The 16,177-nt window shown below is 69.0% G+C and carries 14 protein-coding genes and 2 tRNA genes; 12 read left to right on the forward strand and 4 right to left on the reverse strand.

Going from position 1 to position 16,177, the window contains the following annotated elements:
- The first annotated feature begins 65 nt into the window (after positions 1-65).
- The 7 genes from gnd to AB0M70_RS35815 all read left to right on the forward strand — a co-directional run bounded on the left by gnd (position 66) and on the right by AB0M70_RS35815 (position 8,708).
- The gene (gene gnd / locus AB0M70_RS35785; RefSeq protein ID WP_363210338.1) at positions 66-950 is read left to right on the forward strand and encodes a phosphogluconate dehydrogenase (NAD(+)-dependent, decarboxylating); all 885 of its coding nucleotides are present in this window, start codon (positions 66-68) and stop codon (positions 948-950) included.
- Between the two features lie 81 nt (positions 951-1,031).
- A complete protein-coding gene (recF, locus tag AB0M70_RS35790) occupies positions 1,032-2,153 on the forward strand; it encodes a DNA replication/repair protein RecF (protein ID WP_365826878.1) in 1,122 nt (373 codons plus the stop codon).
- The gene (locus tag AB0M70_RS35795; RefSeq protein ID WP_365826880.1) at positions 2,150-2,713 is read left to right on the forward strand and encodes a DciA family protein; all 564 of its coding nucleotides are present in this window, start codon (positions 2,150-2,152) and stop codon (positions 2,711-2,713) included. The genes recF and AB0M70_RS35795 overlap by 4 nt, the downstream gene beginning before the upstream one ends.
- Positions 2,714-2,978: 265 nt before the next feature.
- Positions 2,979-5,051, forward strand: coding sequence for a DNA topoisomerase (ATP-hydrolyzing) subunit B (gene gyrB, locus AB0M70_RS35800; protein WP_365826882.1), 2,073 nt, complete (start codon positions 2,979-2,981; stop codon positions 5,049-5,051).
- 43 nt (positions 5,052-5,094) lie between these two features.
- Complete coding sequence (gene gyrA, locus AB0M70_RS35805; RefSeq protein ID WP_365826884.1) at positions 5,095-7,695, forward strand: DNA gyrase subunit A; 2,601 nt, start codon at positions 5,095-5,097, stop codon at positions 7,693-7,695.
- Positions 7,696-7,713: 18 nt separating this feature from the next.
- Entirely contained in the window at positions 7,714-8,421 is a 708-nt protein-coding gene (locus tag AB0M70_RS35810; RefSeq protein WP_365826886.1) for a DUF3566 domain-containing protein, read from the forward strand.
- 213 nt (positions 8,422-8,634) lie between these two features.
- Positions 8,635-8,708, forward strand: a tRNA-Ile gene (locus AB0M70_RS35815).
- A gap of 113 nt (positions 8,709-8,821) precedes the next feature.
- Here AB0M70_RS35815 and AB0M70_RS35820 read toward each other — a convergent pair.
- Positions 8,822-9,151, reverse strand: coding sequence for a DUF6344 domain-containing protein (locus AB0M70_RS35820; protein WP_365826888.1), 330 nt, complete (start codon positions 9,149-9,151; stop codon positions 8,822-8,824).
- Positions 9,152-9,487: 336 nt separating this feature from the next.
- Between AB0M70_RS35820 and AB0M70_RS35825 the strand changes: the two genes are divergently transcribed.
- Both AB0M70_RS35825 and AB0M70_RS35830 read left to right on the forward strand, forming a co-directional pair.
- Entirely contained in the window at positions 9,488-9,616 is a 129-nt protein-coding gene (locus AB0M70_RS35825) for a DLW-39 family protein (RefSeq protein ID WP_003999697.1), read from the forward strand.
- 303 nt (positions 9,617-9,919) lie between these two features.
- On the forward strand, positions 9,920-11,176 hold the full coding sequence (locus AB0M70_RS35830) for a hypothetical protein (RefSeq protein ID WP_365826890.1): 1,257 nt from the start codon (positions 9,920-9,922) through the stop codon (positions 11,174-11,176).
- Positions 11,177-11,219: 43 nt separating this feature from the next.
- Here AB0M70_RS35830 and AB0M70_RS35835 read toward each other — a convergent pair whose 3' ends face one another.
- Entirely contained in the window at positions 11,220-12,716 is a 1,497-nt protein-coding gene (locus tag AB0M70_RS35835) for a serine/threonine-protein kinase (protein WP_365826892.1), read from the reverse strand.
- Between the two features lie 49 nt (positions 12,717-12,765).
- On the reverse strand, positions 12,766-13,314 hold the full coding sequence (locus AB0M70_RS35840) for a DNA-binding protein (RefSeq protein ID WP_160506124.1): 549 nt from the start codon (positions 13,312-13,314) through the stop codon (positions 12,766-12,768).
- A gap of 182 nt (positions 13,315-13,496) precedes the next feature.
- Between AB0M70_RS35840 and AB0M70_RS35845 the strand changes: the two genes are divergently transcribed.
- A tRNA-Ala gene (locus tag AB0M70_RS35845) sits at positions 13,497-13,569 on the forward strand.
- Between the two features lie 75 nt (positions 13,570-13,644).
- Here AB0M70_RS35845 and AB0M70_RS35850 read toward each other — a convergent pair.
- The gene (locus AB0M70_RS35850) at positions 13,645-14,373 is read right to left on the reverse strand and encodes a DUF5324 family protein (protein WP_365826894.1); all 729 of its coding nucleotides are present in this window, start codon (positions 14,371-14,373) and stop codon (positions 13,645-13,647) included.
- Positions 14,374-14,624: 251 nt separating this feature from the next.
- Between AB0M70_RS35850 and AB0M70_RS35855 the strand changes: the two genes are divergently transcribed.
- Entirely contained in the window at positions 14,625-15,158 is a 534-nt protein-coding gene (locus AB0M70_RS35855; protein WP_365826896.1) for a peptidylprolyl isomerase, read from the forward strand.
- 116 nt (positions 15,159-15,274) lie between these two features.
- Positions 15,275-16,171 (forward strand): rhomboid family intramembrane serine protease, encoded by an 897-nt coding sequence (locus tag AB0M70_RS35860; RefSeq protein ID WP_365826898.1) that lies wholly within the window; start codon positions 15,275-15,277, stop codon positions 16,169-16,171.
- The last annotated feature ends 6 nt before the right edge of the window (positions 16,172-16,177 follow it).

The raw sequence follows: 16,177 nt of genomic DNA on the forward strand, positions 1-16,177 counted from the left end.
GGGCGTAGGCTCGGACGCGGGTACGAAGGTGCCTCCACGCCACATCGCTACTTAAGGAACCACTGATGGAGCTCGGTCTCGTCGGCCTCGGCAAGATGGGCGGCAACATGCGCGAGCGCATCCGCCGCGCAGGCCACACCGTCATCGGATACGACCGCAACCAGGACGTCGCGGATGTCCACAGCCTCGAAGAGCTTGTGGGCAAACTCAAGGGTCCGCGCGTCGTCTGGGTGATGGTTCCGGCCGGAGCCGCGACCCAGTCCACCGTCGACGAGCTCGCCGAGCTGCTCCAGCCCGGCGACGTCGTCGTGGACGGCGGCAACTCCCGCTGGACGGACGACGAGAAGCACGCCGAGGAGCTCGCCGCCAAGGGCATCGGCTTCGTCGACTGCGGCGTCTCCGGCGGCGTCTGGGGCCTCAAGAACGGGTACGCGCTGATGTACGGCGGCGACGCCAAGGACATCGAGAAGGTCCAGCCGATCTTCGACGCGCTCAAGCCCGAGGGCGACTTCGGCTCCGTGCACGCCGGCAAGGTCGGAGCGGGCCACTTCTCGAAGATGGTCCACAACGGCATCGAGTACGCCATGATGCAGGCCTACGCCGAGGGCTGGGAGCTCCTGGAGAAGGTCGACTCCGTCACGGACGTGCGCGAGGTCTTCCGCTCCTGGCAGGAGGGCACGGTCATCCGTTCCTGGCTGCTCGACCTCGCGGTCAACGCCCTGGACGACGACGAGCACCTGGCGAAGCTGCGCGGCTTCGCGCAGGACTCCGGCGAGGGCCGGTGGACGGTGGAAGCCGCCATCGACAACGCCGTGCCGCTGCCCGCGATCACGGCCTCGCTCTTCGCCCGGTTCGCCTCGCGGCAGGACGACTCCCCGCAGATGAAGATGATCGCGGCGCTGCGCAACCAGTTCGGTGGCCACGCGGTCGAGTCCAAGAGCGAGAACTGATCCACAGCCTGTGGGGAACAGCAGCTGTTTCCCACAGGCCTCTCAGCAAGAGAAGCAAGCCGGGGGAGGTCGGCGCACACCATGCACGTCACGCATCTGTCGCTGGCCGACTTCCGCTCGTACGCCCGGGTCGAGGTCCCTCTCGATCCGGGCGTCACCGCGTTCGTGGGCCCCAACGGCCAGGGCAAGACGAACCTCGTGGAGGCCGTCGGCTATCTCGCCACGCTCGGCAGCCACCGGGTCTCATCGGACGCCCCTCTGGTGCGCATGGGCGCCGAGCGTGCCGTCGTCCGGGCCGCGGTCCGGCAGGGCGAGCGCCAGCAGCTGGTCGAGCTCGAACTCAATCCGGGCAAGGCCAATCGCGCCCGCATCAACAGGTCCTCGCAGGTCAAGCCCCGTGACGTGCTGGGAATCGTGCGTACGGTGCTGTTCGCTCCCGAGGATCTGGCGCTGATCAAGGGCGACCCCGGTGAGCGCCGGCGGTTCCTCGACGAGCTGATCACGGCCCGCTCCCCGCGGATGGCGGGCGTGCGCTCCGACTACGACCGGGTGCTGAAGCAGCGCAACACCCTCCTGAAGTCGGCGGCCCTGGCACGGCGGCACGGCGGGCGTTCCATGGACCTGTCCACACTCGACGTCTGGGACCAGCACCTCGCGCGCGTGGGCGCCGAGCTGCTCACCCAGCGGCTCGACCTGATCGCCGCGCTGCAGCCGCTCGCCGACAAGGCGTACGAACAGCTGGCGCCCGGCGGCGGACCCGTCACCCTCGAGTACAAGCCGTCCGCGCCGGGCGACGGCCACACGCGCGAGGCCCTGTTCGAGCAGCTGATCGCCGCCCTCGAAGAGGTCCGCAAGCAGGAGATCGAGCGCGGAGTGACGCTGGTCGGCCCGCACCGCGACGACCTGCTCCTGAGGCTGGGCCAGCTCCCCGCCAAGGGGTACGCGAGCCATGGCGAGTCCTGGTCGTACGCCCTGTCGCTGCGCCTCGCCTCGTACGACCTCCTGCGCGCCGAGGGGAACGAACCCGTGCTCGTCCTGGACGACGTGTTCGCTGAGCTCGACGCGCGCCGCCGGGAGCGGCTCGCTGAGCTGGTGGCGCCGGGCGAGCAGGTCCTGGTCACGGCCGCGGTGGACGACGACGTGCCGGGCGTGCTCGCCGGGACACGGTTCGCGGTGTCGGACGGCGCGGTGGAGCGCGTATGAGCGCCGAAGAGCCCGCCAAGGGCTCTCCTCAGGACGCCCCCAAGGAGACGCCGAAGACGCCCGAGCCCTCCGGCGTCGACCTCGCCCGCGTCGCCCTGCGCGCCGCCAAGGAACAGGCACGCGCGCGCGGAGACGCCGCCCAGCAGAAGAAGCAGGCCCGCAGAGGCGGCCTTCGCTCCGGCGCGCGCGCCGACGGCCGTGACCCGCAGCCGCTCGGCTCCGCCATCAACCGCCTGATCACCGAGCGCGGCTGGGAGACCCCGGCCGCGGTCGGCGGTGTGATGGGCCGCTGGCCGCAGATCGTCGGCGAGGACCTGGCCAAGCACTGCGTGCCGCAGCGGTACGACGAGAACGAGCGCGTCCTGACCGTCCAGTGCGATTCCACGGCCTGGGCGACGAACCTGCGCCTCCTGGCCCCGCAGCTGGTCGCGCGCCTCAACGAGGACCTCGGCCACGGCACCGTGCGCCTCATCAAAGTCCTTGGTCCCAGCGGCCCCACCCGGCGCTTCGGACCCCTGCGCGCACCGGGCAGCACGGGCCCCGGGGACACCTACGGCTGAGCCCGTACCGGTTGGTAGCTCAAGGTTGACACCTCGAAGCGCTGAGTGCCGCTGTGAGCCTCTTAGAGCCCCGGGCCGCATATGGGGAGTCGGATGATGCCGGTTCAGGACGGCACATGCGGACTCAGGTACCGGCAAACCCCCATCACTGTCGGCGCTACCGGTAGACTGGAAGCTAATCCCGCCCCACTTGTGGGTCGCACCGAGCAACGCTGACTATCGCTGAACGACGCAGCCGCTCCGGCCACCGCCGGGTGCTTGGCTTGTGCTGTGCCAGAAAGGGCGCTTCGTGGCCGATTCCGGCAACCCCAACGAGAACATCCCGTCCACCGCCGCCGGCGAGAACGGCGAGGTCACATCCTCGTACGACGCCAGCGCGATCACCGTCCTCGAGGGTCTGGACGCGGTCCGCAAGCGACCTGGCATGTACATCGGGTCGACCGGTGAGCGTGGCCTGCACCACCTCGTGCAAGAGGTTGTCGACAACTCCGTCGACGAAGCCCTCGCGGGGCACGCGGACACCATCGACGTGACGATCCTCGCCGACGGCGGCGTACGCGTCATCGACAACGGCCGTGGCATCCCGGTGGGCATCCACCCCGTCGAGAAGAAGCCGGCCGTCGAGGTCGTCCTCACCGTGCTGCACGCGGGCGGCAAGTTCGGCGGCGGCGGGTACGCCGTCTCCGGTGGTCTGCACGGCGTCGGTGTCTCCGTCGTGAACGCCCTGTCCACCAAGCTCGCCGTCGAGATCAAGACCGACGGCTACCGCTGGACGCAGGACTACAAGACGGGTGCCCCGACCGCCCCCCTGGAGCGGCACGAGGCGACCGAGGAGACCGGCACCACGGTCACCTTCTGGGCCGACCCGGACGTCTTCGAGACGACCGTGTACTCCTTCGAGACGCTCGCACGGCGCTTCCAGGAGATGGCGTTCCTCAACAAGGGACTGACCATCAAGCTCACCGACGAGCGCGAGTCGGCGAAGGCGACGGCGGGTGCGGACTCCACCGAGGCGACCGACGACGAAACGGCCCCCGAGGCCCGCACGGTGACGTACCACTACGAAGGCGGCATCGTCGACTTCGTGAAGTACCTCAACTCCCGCAAGGGCGAGGTGATCCACCCGACCGTCATCGACGTCGAGGCCGAGGACAAGGAGCGCATGCTCTCGGCCGAGATCGCCATGCAGTGGAACTCGCAGTACACCGAGGGTGTCTACTCCTTCGCGAACACGATCCACACGCACGAGGGCGGTACGCACGAAGAGGGCTTCAGGGCCGCTCTGACGGGCCTGGTCAACCGGTACGCGCGCGAGAAGAAGCTGCTGCGCGAGAAGGACGACAACCTCACGGGCGAGGACATCCGCGAGGGTCTGACGGCGATCATCTCGGTGAAGCTGGGCGAGCCCCAGTTCGAGGGCCAGACGAAGACCAAGCTGGGCAACACCGAGGCGAAGACCTTCGTGCAGAAGGTCGTGCACGAGCACCTCACGGACTGGTTCGACCGCAATCCGAACGAGGCCGCGGACATCATCCGCAAGAGCATCCAGGCCGCCACGGCCCGTGTCGCCGCCCGCAAGGCGCGCGACCTGACCCGCCGCAAGGGCCTGCTCGAATCGGCCTCGCTGCCCGGAAAGCTCTCCGACTGCCAGTCGAACGACCCGACGAAGTGCGAGATCTTCATCGTCGAGGGTGACTCCGCCGGTGGTTCGGCGAAGTCCGGCCGTGACCCGATGTACCAGGCCATCCTGCCCATCCGAGGCAAGATCCTGAACGTCGAGAAGGCGCGGATCGACAAGATCCTGCACAACCAGGAGGTCCAGGCCCTCATCTCGGCCTTCGGCACGGGCGTGCACGAGGACTTCGACATCGAGAAGCTCCGCTATCACAAGATCATCCTGATGGCGGACGCCGACGTCGACGGCCAGCACATCAACACCCTGCTCCTGACGTTCCTGTTCCGCTTCATGCGGCCGCTCGTCGAGTCGGGTCACGTGTACCTCTCGCGCCCGCCGCTCTACAAGATCAAGTGGAGCCGGGACGACTTCCAGTACGCGTACTCGGACCGCGAGCGCGACGCCCTCATCGAGATCGGCCGCCAGGCCGGCAAGCGCGTCAGGGACGACTCGGTCCAGCGCTTCAAGGGCCTCGGCGAGATGAACGCCGAGGAGCTGCGCGTCACGACGATGGACCAGGATCACCGCGTTCTCGGCCAGGTCACCCTGGACGACGCGGCACAGGCCGACGACCTCTTCTCGGTGCTGATGGGAGAGGACGTCGAGGCACGGCGCTCGTTCATTCAGCGCAACGCCAAGGACGTCCGTTTCCTCGACATCTGAGTCGGCCCGTACAAGCCGCACCTCGAAAGGACTTTGACCAGCAATGGCCGACGAGAACACCCCTGTGATGCCCGAAGAGGAGCCCGCCGTTCCCGGCGTGGGCATGCGTGTCGAGCCCGTCGGGCTCGAGACGGAGATGCAGCGCTCCTACCTCGACTACGCGATGTCCGTCATCGTGTCGCGTGCGCTGCCCGACGTACGGGACGGCCTGAAGCCCGTGCACCGCCGCGTCCTGTACGCGATGTACGACGGCGGATACCGCCCCGAGAAGGGCTTCTACAAGTGCGCCCGCGTCGTCGGCGACGTCATGGGCACCTACCACCCGCACGGCGACTCCTCCATCTACGACGCCCTGGTCCGCCTCGCCCAGCCGTGGTCGATGCGGATGCCCCTGGTGGACTCCAACGGCAACTTCGGCTCCCCGGGCAACGACCCGGCGGCCGCCATGCGGTACACCGAGTGCAAGATGGCGCCGCTGGCCATGGAGATGGTCCGTGACATCGACGAGGAGACCGTCGACTTCACGGACAACTACGACGGCCGCAACCAGGAGCCGACGGTCCTGCCGGCGCGCTTCCCGAACCTGCTGATCAACGGCTCGGCGGGCATCGCGGTCGGCATGGCCACCAACATTCCGCCGCACAACCTCCGCGAGGTCGCGGCGGGCGCGCAGTGGGCCCTGGAGCACCCGGACGCCTCGCACGAGGAGCTGCTCGACGCCCTCATCGAGCGCATCAAGGGCCCCGATTTCCCCACCGGCGCACTAGTAGTGGGCCGTAAGGGCATCGAGGAGGCGTACCGCACGGGCCGTGGCTCCATCACGATGCGCGCGGTCGTCGCGGTCGAGGAGATCCAGAACCGCCAGTGCCTGGTGGTCACCGAGCTCCCCTACCAGACCAACCCCGACAACCTCGCGCAGAAGATCGCCGACCTGGTCAAGGACGGCAGGGTCGGCGGCATCGCCGACGTCCGCGACGAGACGTCCTCGCGCACGGGCCAGCGCCTCGTCGTCGTCCTGAAGCGGGACGCGGTCGCCAAGGTCGTGCTGAACAACCTCTACAAGCACACCGACCTCCAGTCGAACTTCAGCGCCAACATGCTGGCCCTGGTCGACGGCGTGCCGCGCACCCTCTCCCTGGACGCGTTCATCCGCCACTGGGTGACGCACCAGGTCGAGGTCATCGTCCGGCGCACGAAGTTCCGGCTGCGCAAGGCCGAGGAGCGGGCCCACATCCTGCGTGGCCTGCTCAAGGCCCTGGACGCGATCGACGAGGTCATCGCACTCATCCGGGCCAGCCAGACCGTCGACGTGGCGCGTGAGGGCCTGATGGGCCTGCTCTCGATCGACGAGATCCAGGCCAACGCCATCCTCGAGATGCAGCTGCGCCGCCTCGCCGCCCTGGAGCGCCAGAAGATCGTCGCCGAGCACGACGAGCTGCAGGCGAAGATCAACGAGTACAACGCGATCCTGGCCTCGCCCGAGCGGCAGCGCCAGATCATCAGCGAGGAGCTCGCGGCGATCGTCGACAAGTTCGGCGAGGACCGTCGCTCGGCGCTCGTCCCCTTCGACGGCGACATGTCCATGGAGGACCTGATCGCCGAAGAGGACATCGTCGTCACCATCACGCGCGGTGGCTACATCAAGCGCACCAAGACCGAGGACTACCGCTCGCAGAAGCGCGGCGGCAAGGGCGTGCGCGGCACGAAGCTGAAGCAGGACGACATCGTCGACCACTTCTTCGTGTCGACGACGCACCACTGGCTGCTGTTCTTCACGAACAAGGGCCGCGTCTACCGCGCGAAGGCGTACGAGCTGCCCGACGCCGGCCGCGAGGCCCGCGGCCAGCACGTGGCGAACCTGCTCGCCTTCCAGCCGGACGAGCAGATCGCCGAGATCCTCGCGATCCGTGACTACGAAGCGGTGCCCTACCTGGTTCTCGCCACCAAGGGCGGCCTCGTGAAGAAGACGCCGCTCAAGGACTACGACTCGCCTCGCTCCGGTGGCGTCATCGCCATCAACCTGCGCGAGACGGACGACGGCAAGGACGACGAGCTGATCGGCGCCGAGCTGGTCTCCTCCGAGGACGACCTGCTGCTCATCAGCAAGAAGGCGCAGTCGATCAGGTTCACCGCGACGGACGAGGCGCTGCGTCCCATGGGCCGCGCGACGTCGGGCGTCAAGGGAATGAGTTTCCGCGGTGGCGACGAACTGCTCTCGATGAATGTCGTCAGGCCGGGTACTTTCGTCTTCACCGCAACCGACGGCGGTTACGCGAAGCGGACCAACGTCGACGAGTACCGCGTCCAGGGTCGCGGTGGCCTCGGAATCAAGGCCGCCAAGATCGTGGAGGACCGCGGCGAACTCGTGGGGGCGCTGGTGACGGAGGAGACCGACGAGATCCTCGCCATCACCCTGAGCGGCGGTGTGATTCGTACGCGAGTCAACGAGGTCAGGGAGACGGGCCGTGACACCATGGGCGTCCAACTGATCAACCTGGGCAAGCGCGATGCCGTGGTCGGTATCGCTCGTAACGCCGAGGCCGGGCGCGAGGCAGAGGAAGTCGACGGAGACATCGTCGTCGAATCGGCCGACGGCGAGCCGGCCGTCGGTACGGACGAGGGCACGGAGTCCGCGGCCGAGTAGCGCGAGGAGAGAGTCATCGTGAGTGGAGCCACGGGCGCCGGGGCAAGCGGAACCGGCCCAGCCGGTACAGACGGTGTCCGTGGCTCCGCCACTGATTCTCCCGACTCGCATGAGTCCCGTGGATCCCAGGGGGGAACCGTGACCGACACCCGAGGGCCGCAGCCGGCTCAGTCAGCGCAGTACGCCGACGGGACCCAAGGGGGACAAGGGTCCCCGAACGCCACCGGTGCTCTGCCCGGTGAGCGCCAGCCCCAGCAGCAGGCGTCCCAGCCGTACCACCCGCCGCAGGCCTACCAGCAGAATTCCCAGACGGGTTCCGTGCGCAGGCCGCGGACGGGGGCGCGCACGACGCCTCGCACGCGCAAGGCGCGGCTGCGGGTGGCCAAGGCCGACCCGTGGTCCGTGATGAAGGTCAGCTTCCTGCTCTCCATCGCGCTCGGCATCTGCACGATCGTCGCGGCCGCCGTGCTGTGGATGGTCATGGACGCCATGGGCGTCTTCTCCACGGTGGGCGGCACGATCTCGGAGGCGACGGGCTCGAACGAGTCCAACGGCTTCGACCTGCAGTCCTTCCTGTCGCTTCCGCGCGTCCTGATGTTCACGACGATCATCGCGGTCATCGACGTGGTCCTCGCCACGGCGCTCGCGACGCTCGGCGCGTTCATCTACAACCTCTCCGCGGGCTTCGTGGGCGGCGTCGAGCTGACACTGGCCGAGGACGAGTAGTCCTCTTCCCGCTCTCTTCTTGCTTCTGGTGCAGGGTCTCGCTCGTACAGGGCGGGGCCCTGTTGCTCTTTGCCCCCCCGTAGGTGAGGGCTGAGCCCGGCTCATCCGGCCCCGTACGGCCGGTCCGGGGCCTGCGGAGGTATCGATTTTGGGACTGGCCCGCACGTGCGCTAATCTTCAGAGGTCAGCGCGCGGGACACACCGCAGCGCGGCGGGGCTATAGCTCAGTTGGTTAGAGCGCATCCCTGATAAGGATGAGGCCACAGGTTCAAATCCTGTTAGCCCCACAGACACGAAGAAGACCCCCAGCCCGTATCGGCTGGGGGTCTTCTTCGTGTCTGTGGAGTTCTTGTCTGTGGGGTCCCTGGGAGGGACGGCGGCCCGGGGGGCCGGGGTGTGACTACGGCTCCGCGGCGAGCCTGCCCGGATGGGCCTCGGCCTCGACGGCTGTCTCCGTGTCGTCCGTGGGGAGGTGGCGGCAGCTGGGGGATGATCCGTGGGCCTCGGCGCGGATGCGCTGCTTCATCGTGGGCGGCAGGGACCGTTCGTACGCTGCTGCCCAGTAGGCCGCGAGTGGGGCCGTCATGGTCGGCGTGCTCTTGCACGTTTCCGTGGCCTGCTGCGTGGGCGTGGCCGCCGTTGCCGTCGTGGTGAATCCCAGCGTGGCGAAGAGTGCGAGGAAGGCGGTGATGAGCGTGGTCCACAGCTTCATGGCCTTGGAGCCGGTCATGGCTTCTCACTTTCGGGTTGGGCGATTTGCGTACTTTCCTCATCATGTGTATGTCGAGCCGAGAGTGGGGGACCAACGCTCGTGGCGCGTCGATGTTCAGATGAACACCACCCGTATGGCCGTAAAAGGCCCCTGGAGGGCCTGGGAGAGGCCCGGGTGAGGTCGGGAGCGGTGAATGGCGCGGCGGGCCGTGAGGCGCCGGAGAGCGGCGACGCCCGATTCGACTGCTGTGATCGGGGCGGGAGTTGGGGTGGATCCAGGTCACCGATCGGTATCGATCGGTGTGTATAGTCGGGCGCCAGAGGTCCCTTACGTCAAGAAAGACGAGGTCGCGCGGTGAAGAAGCTTCTCCTGGTCGCACTGGCCGCCATCGGCGGGCTCCTCGTGTACCGCCAGATCCAGGCGGATCGCGCCGAGCAGGATCTGTGGACGGAGGCGACTGACTCCGTGCCCACGGGTTCGTGAGTACCGACAACAGTCTCTTAACAGGGCCCCGACCGCTTCTGCGGTCGGGGCCCTGTGCTGTCCGGACTGCCTCGCTGTCCGAATCTTGCGGGTCGCCCGCCGCCCGGGTTTGCGCACGCAAGCCCTCACCTTGCGTGAGCAAAGGTTGTCGTGTCCTCGCGTGGGCATAGTGGGCGGGACGACTGGGGCTCAGGGGGAGGGGTGCGCGTGATGGGGCGGCTGCGCGGAGGCCGGGCGACGCCGGCCGTGGGGGCGGCGCTGTGTGCGGTGCTGTGCGCGGTTCCGGTGTCTTCGGGGGTGGCTGTGGCTGCCGTGGAGGGCCCGTCGGACCCGGCATCGAGCCCGTACGTCTTCTCCGAGCGGGCCGTGCCGGTCGACGGGGCACGGACCAGCATGAACAGTGCGCGCCTCGCGCCCGGATCGACGTACAAAAGCTCTCTCGCACGTGGTGCGAAGCTCTACTACCAGCTGCAATTGGACGCCCGCGAGACCGTGTACGTGTCCGCCACCGCCGTTCCCGGGCTCGACGCCAAGGTCGCCTACGGGGACGGCCTGGAGGTGTCCTTGCAGGACGCGAACGGCAACAACTGCAACTCCGGAGACGCCCGGTTCGGTACGTCGCAGAGCCCGCGGCCCCTCTCCGCCTCGGCGGTACGGGCGGTCGGCCCCGCCGACAACCGGTGCAAAGTGGCCGGAACGTACTACGTGGTGGTCGAGCGGAACAGCGACCCGGGGTCCAGTACGGAGACGTGGGACACGGAGCTTCGTGTCGTGTCGGAGCCGGGCGTGGACAAGAGCGTCCCCACGGAGCCGCCCGGAGCGTGGAACTCCGCCTCGCCCACGCCTCCAGGTGGCGCGCCCAAGGAGCGTCGGGGCGGCACGGGCTTCAACGACGCGCGGGCGCTGCGGACAGGCGTCTGGGGCGACCGGATCAAGCCCGGCCAGACCCTCTTCTACCGGGTGCCGGTCGACTGGGGGCAGCAGATCTCCGTCGGCGCCGAGCTGGGCAGTGCGAGCGAGGGCGGGGGCGAGTACGTGACGTCGGCGCTCGTGATGTCTCTGGCCAATCCGGTGCGCGAACGCATCGACGACGCCACCACGGCCTACGACGGCCGGCAGAAGACGACCGCGCTTGACCCACTGCCGCCCGTGGCCCACGAGAACCGGTACTCCCCGATCGACGGCGTGGCCGGAACGCGGTTCGCCGGGTGGTACTACCTCTCGGTCCACTTGAATCCGCAGGTCGCCCGGGAGTTCGGCGACGGACCGCTGGACCTGACGCTGCGGGTGAACGTCGACGGCGCGGCGAAGGCCGGGCCCGCGTACGTGGGGACGGCGCGGCCCGCCGGGGAGTTCAGCGTCACGGGCGAGGACAAGGACGCGGCGTTGCGGGGTGAGACGGGTTCCGGGGGCGGGAGCGGTGGCGGGGCCGGTGCTGGGGCCGACAACAGCGACGTCATGAAAGTGGTCGCCGCCGGGGGATTCGGGGCCGGGACCGTGCTGCTGCTGATTCTTGGCGCGTGGACGCTGATCGGGCGGAGGCGGGCGGCTTCCTCTTAGGGCTCTGGCCGGTTGAGGCTTCGGGCGCCGCCACCGGTGTGGATCAGATCTGGGTGAGGGCCCAGATACCCACCGCGAAGCACGCCAGGGCCGCCAGCAGCATCGGGATCGCCACCTTCGCGGGCGGCCCCGGGCGTTTCTGCCGGTGCGCAATCGGTCGCCGCTGGAGTGGAACCTGCGGGGCTTGAGCGGTGTACGGATAAGTAGGGGCGGATGCGGGATGCGCCGATGCCATTACGGAAGGTGATGTTGCGTACGCCGGGAGTTGGGCTGGGTGCTGGTGGGCCGGGGCCTGCGCCGGGACGTGAAGAGGGGCCGGAGCGGGAGCGGGGGCCGGAGCCGGAGCGGGCGTCGGAGCCGGAGCTGAGATCGGGTGGGGGGTAGGGACATGAGGGGACTGAGCAGGGGGCGGGGGTGGCGTCGCGGGCTGTTGCTCCTGCGCGGGCGGCGTCGACTGCGTGGGTGTCGCCTGGGCCTGCGCAGGGGTTCCATGCGACGGCGTGGCCTGCGATGGCGTGGCCTGTGGGGGCGTAGGCGGTTGTGGCGGTGGAGTCAGCGGGAAGCTGCCGGTCTGGGGCGCGGAGCGGGGCTGGGGCGGAACGGGAGGTGGAGCCGAGGGCAGGCCCGAGGGTGGGGCGAAGCCAGGCTGCGGCGGGGCGGTGAGGGGGCCGTCGGGCCCGAACCCCTGAGGAAGCGGGCCCAGTTGGTCGAAGATCTCCACGATCTCGTCGTCGGGCTCCGGCTCCGGGAGCAGCTCGACGGCGGAGTGCAGCGCCTTCCGAGCACCCGTGGCGGTGCGGAACCGCGCCTGTGGATCCGGCTGCAGAAGCGTGGCGACGACCTGCCACAGCGGTTCCGGAACACCTCGCGGCGCCCCAGGGGTGCCGTGCGCGGCGAAGTGTTCGATCAGGGCCTTGGCGTCCGGCTTGGCGCCTTGCAGCAGATAGAGGGCGACGAGGCCCACGGCGAAGAGATCGGCGGTGAAGTCCGGCTCGGCGCCCAGCATTTGCTCGGGCGCGAAGTAGCCGGGCGTGCCCACGACGTAGTTGGTCTCGGTCAGCCGCGGCTCGCCCATCCGCATCGAGATGCCGAAGTCGGAGAGCCGCAGATGCGGGCGCGCGGTGCCGGTGGCCTCGAGCAGGATGTTGGCGGGCTTGATGTCACGGTGCACGACCCCCTCCGCGTGCACCGCGGCGAGCCCGGAGAGCAGCTGGTCCAGGAGCGTGCAGACCAGGCGGGGCGGCAGCGGGCCGTAGTCCCCGATCACATGGGCCAGCGAGCCGCCGGCGACCAAGGCCATGGTGAACAGGACCTTGTCGTCGTCGGCGGCCCAGCTGGCCGGCGCGAGCACATGCGGGTGGTCGATCCGAAGCGCCTGCTCCCGCACGAAGCGCAGCAGTGCGTGCGCGTCGCTCTGTTGCAGGACCTTGGCCGCCACATACCGCCGTCGCCGGTGGTCCCAGGCGCGCCAGACCGCTCCGACTCCCCCACGGCCGACCGGGTCGACCAGTTCGTAGCGGCCTGCGAAGACCTCACCCATGGTCGCGCACTGCTCCCCCTCCGGGCCGCCCGGTGGCCCGGCCGACGGCTCAGTTCTGGTGCGCCTCGTAGTGGGCGACCGCGTCCGCGGTGCGTCCGGCGCCATATACCCGGAGGAACTCTGCCAGTTCCGGGTGGGTCGGGGCGAGGGAGTCCGCCGCATCGATGATGTCGCCCGCCGCGGCGACGGAACGCAGCAGCGACTGGATCTCGCGCACCACGCGCTTCACCGTGGGAGCACCCGAACTCGTCGTCGACTGCGAGGTGTTGGTCAGGACGGAGCCGCCCTGGGACTTCTTGATCTCGTCCATGCGGTCGGTGGCCTCGGCGGCGCTCACACTGCCGTCGGCGACCTGGCCCGCCAGCTCCTGGAGGAGCTGGACGCGCTGGACGACCGCGGGGTTGCCGATCTTGGCGCGCTGTCCGCTCATCAGCTGGGACAGCATGGGCGCGGACAGACCGAGCACGCCCGCGAGGCGTGCCTGGTTGAGGCCCAGATCATCGATGAGACGACGGAAGAGCGCCCCCAGCGGCTCCCCGTACCAGTTCCGCTGGAGCTCTCGTGCTCTCGCGGTCGTCTCTTGTTGTGCGGCGTCCATTGCGTCTCCCCATCGCTTCCCCAAAAACCGTGGTTCGCTGCCGCGAACCACGCCGAGCATCTTACGGAGCGTGGTCGTTCACCGGGACCCCCAATCCTTTTGCGAGATCCGGGGGGAGACCCGGTACTCTGGTCTGCGTTGCCCACCGGAGCGAAGTCCTTCCGGCTGGGTGCACCGTTTTCGGGGCCTTAGCTCAGTTGGTAGAGCGCTGCCTTTGCAAGGCAGATGTCAGGAGTTCGAATCTCCTAGGCTCCACAGAAACGCCGTAGGGCGGGTTCCCCTCAGCTGAGGGGAACCCGCCCTACGGCGTTCAACGGTGTTGCGGTGGTGTCAGCGCAGGTCCTCGCCGTTCGCGGCCTCGGACTCGGCCTGCTTGGCCTGGACCTCGGGGTCGAGCGAGGCCTGTGCCTGACCGCTGCCGTCGACCGAGGTCAGCGGCGCGCTGTCGGGAACCTCCGTCGCCGCCGGCGGCTCGACGAGCCAGTCCGGGTTGGCCTGCTTGTCCCACCACTTCCAGGCGGCGACCGCACCCCCGGCCAGGACGCCGAGGACCACGAGGCCCTTGGCGACGCGACCGGCGCGGGCCCGGCGGTTGTGCTTGCGGGCCAGCCGCTGGATCTCCTTGGGAGAGACCTCGCCGCGCAGTGCGGAGAGCGCCGCGGAACCGCGGGCCGCCGCCTCCTCACGGACGGGCTGAGCCGCGGCCATGGCGTGCTCGATCCGCGGCTTCGAGTAGTCGGCGGCCTGCTGAGCGGCCTTGCGGGTCTGCTTGGCGGCCTTACGGGTGCGGACAGCGGCCTCGTGTGCGGCATGGTCGACCTTCGGCGGCACATGCGCACGGGCCTGCTCGATGCGCGGGCCGACATGAGCGCCGTACTGCACACGGGCTTGCTCGGCGGCCTGCGACACCTTGGGCGCGAGGCGTGCACGGCCTTCGTGCGCGTACTGGACGGCCTGCTCCTTGGCCGTTCCGGCGTAAGGGGCCACCGCCTCCGCGGCATGCCGCACGCTGTCCCTAGCCGAACCGGTCGCGGCGCGCACGCTGTCGATGCGGGTCACAGGATCCTCCTCCTCGGTGGCTTATAGGTATGTCACCTTTCCACCCTTTCAAGGATCATGCCTTCCGGATCGCTCCGAGGCATGACGCAGCCGGGCATCCGGGTGCGATCATTCTGATCAAATCGGTACAAGGAGAGTGCTTTGCCGACAATGCCACGGATCGACGCGGCGCGCGCCCACTCGGTGACTACTCGTCGGAATCCGGTCCGTGCGAGGATCGGCACGTCATAGAAGACAACGGAAGGCAGACCGTGGCCGAGCAGCTTTACGCCACCCTGAAGACCAACCGAGGCGACATCGAGGTGCTGCTGCACCCCAACCACACGCCGAAGACGGTCAAGAACTTCGTCGAGCTCGCCCAGGGCGAGCGCGAGTGGGTTCACCCGGAGACCGGAAAGAAGACGACGGACCGGCTCTACGACGGCACGGTCTTCCACCGCGTCATCAGCGGTTTCATGATCCAGGGCGGCGACCCGCTGGGCAACGGCACGGGCGGCCCGGGGTACGAGTTCGAGGACGAGTTCCACCCCGACCTCGCCTTCGACAAGCCCTACCTGCTCGCCATGGCCAACGCGGGCCCGGGCACCAACGGCTCCCAGTTCTTCGTGACGGTTTCCCCGACTGCCTGGCTCACGCGCAAGCACACCATCTTCGGCGAGGTCACGGACCCGGCGAGCCAGAAGGTCGTCGACGAGATCGCCGCCACGCAGACCAACCCGCGCACCGACCGCCCGGTGAACGACGTGGTCATCGAGTCCGTCGTCATCGAGACCCGCGCCGCCTGACACCGGCGCACCCCGCGAGGGAACCAAACCGCCCCGCCCATCCGTAAGGAAGGGCGGGGCGGTGCGTTCGCTGCGCGCGCGTAGCTGTGCCTTCGTACGGACATTGAGGGGACCCCATGGACCAGGCACCAGGAAGCCCGCAGGGGCCACAGGACTCGGCGAGCCTGCCCGGCTGCTACCGGCATCCGGATCGCGAGACCGGCATCAGCTGCACCCGCTGCGAGCGGCCGATCTGCCCGGAGTGCATGATCAGCGCTTCGGTCGGCTTCCAGTGCCCCGAGTGTGTGCGCGAGGGCTCGGGCACCGGGCACGCACCCGCGGCGAATCAGCCGCGCACCCTCGCCGGTGGCTCGATCGCCACGGACCCGCGTCTTGTCACCAAGATCCTGCTCGGCCTGAATGTCGCGGTGTTCATCGCGGTCCTGTCCATGGGCGACCGCCTGGTCAATGAGCTCGTCCTGATCGGGGCGTGGCCGCCGGAGCCCTGGGTGCCGACGGAAGGCGTCGCCGAAGGCCAGTGGTATCGCCTGGTCACGTCGATGTTCACGCACCAGGAGATCTGGCACATCGCGTTCAACATGCTCGGCCTGTGGTGGCTCGGCGGCCCCCTGGAGGCGGCACTCGGCCGCGCCCGTTACCTCGCGCTGTACATGCTGTCCGGCCTGGCGGGCGGCGCGCTGACCTATGTCGTCGCGGAATCGGACCAGGCCTCGCTCGGGGCGTCCGGTGCGATTTTCGGCCTGCTCGGCGCGACCGCGGTCCTGATGCGGCGCCTGAACTACGACATGCGCCCCGTCATCGCGCTGCTCGCGCTGAACATGCTCTTCACCTTCACCTGGAGCGGCATCGCCTGGGAGGCGCACGTCGGCGGCCTGGTCGCCGGTGTCGCCATCGCGTACGGGATGGTGCACGCGCCCCGCGAGCGGCGGGCGCTCGTGCAGTGGGGGACCTGTGCGGTGGTGCTGCTCGTGGTGCTCGCGGCTGTGCTGATCAGGACCGCCCAGCTCGTCTGATGCTCG

It is taken from the genome of Streptomyces sp. NPDC051214 (assembly GCF_040682375.1).
Classification (GTDB): Bacteria; Actinomycetota; Actinomycetes; order Streptomycetales; family Streptomycetaceae; genus Streptomyces.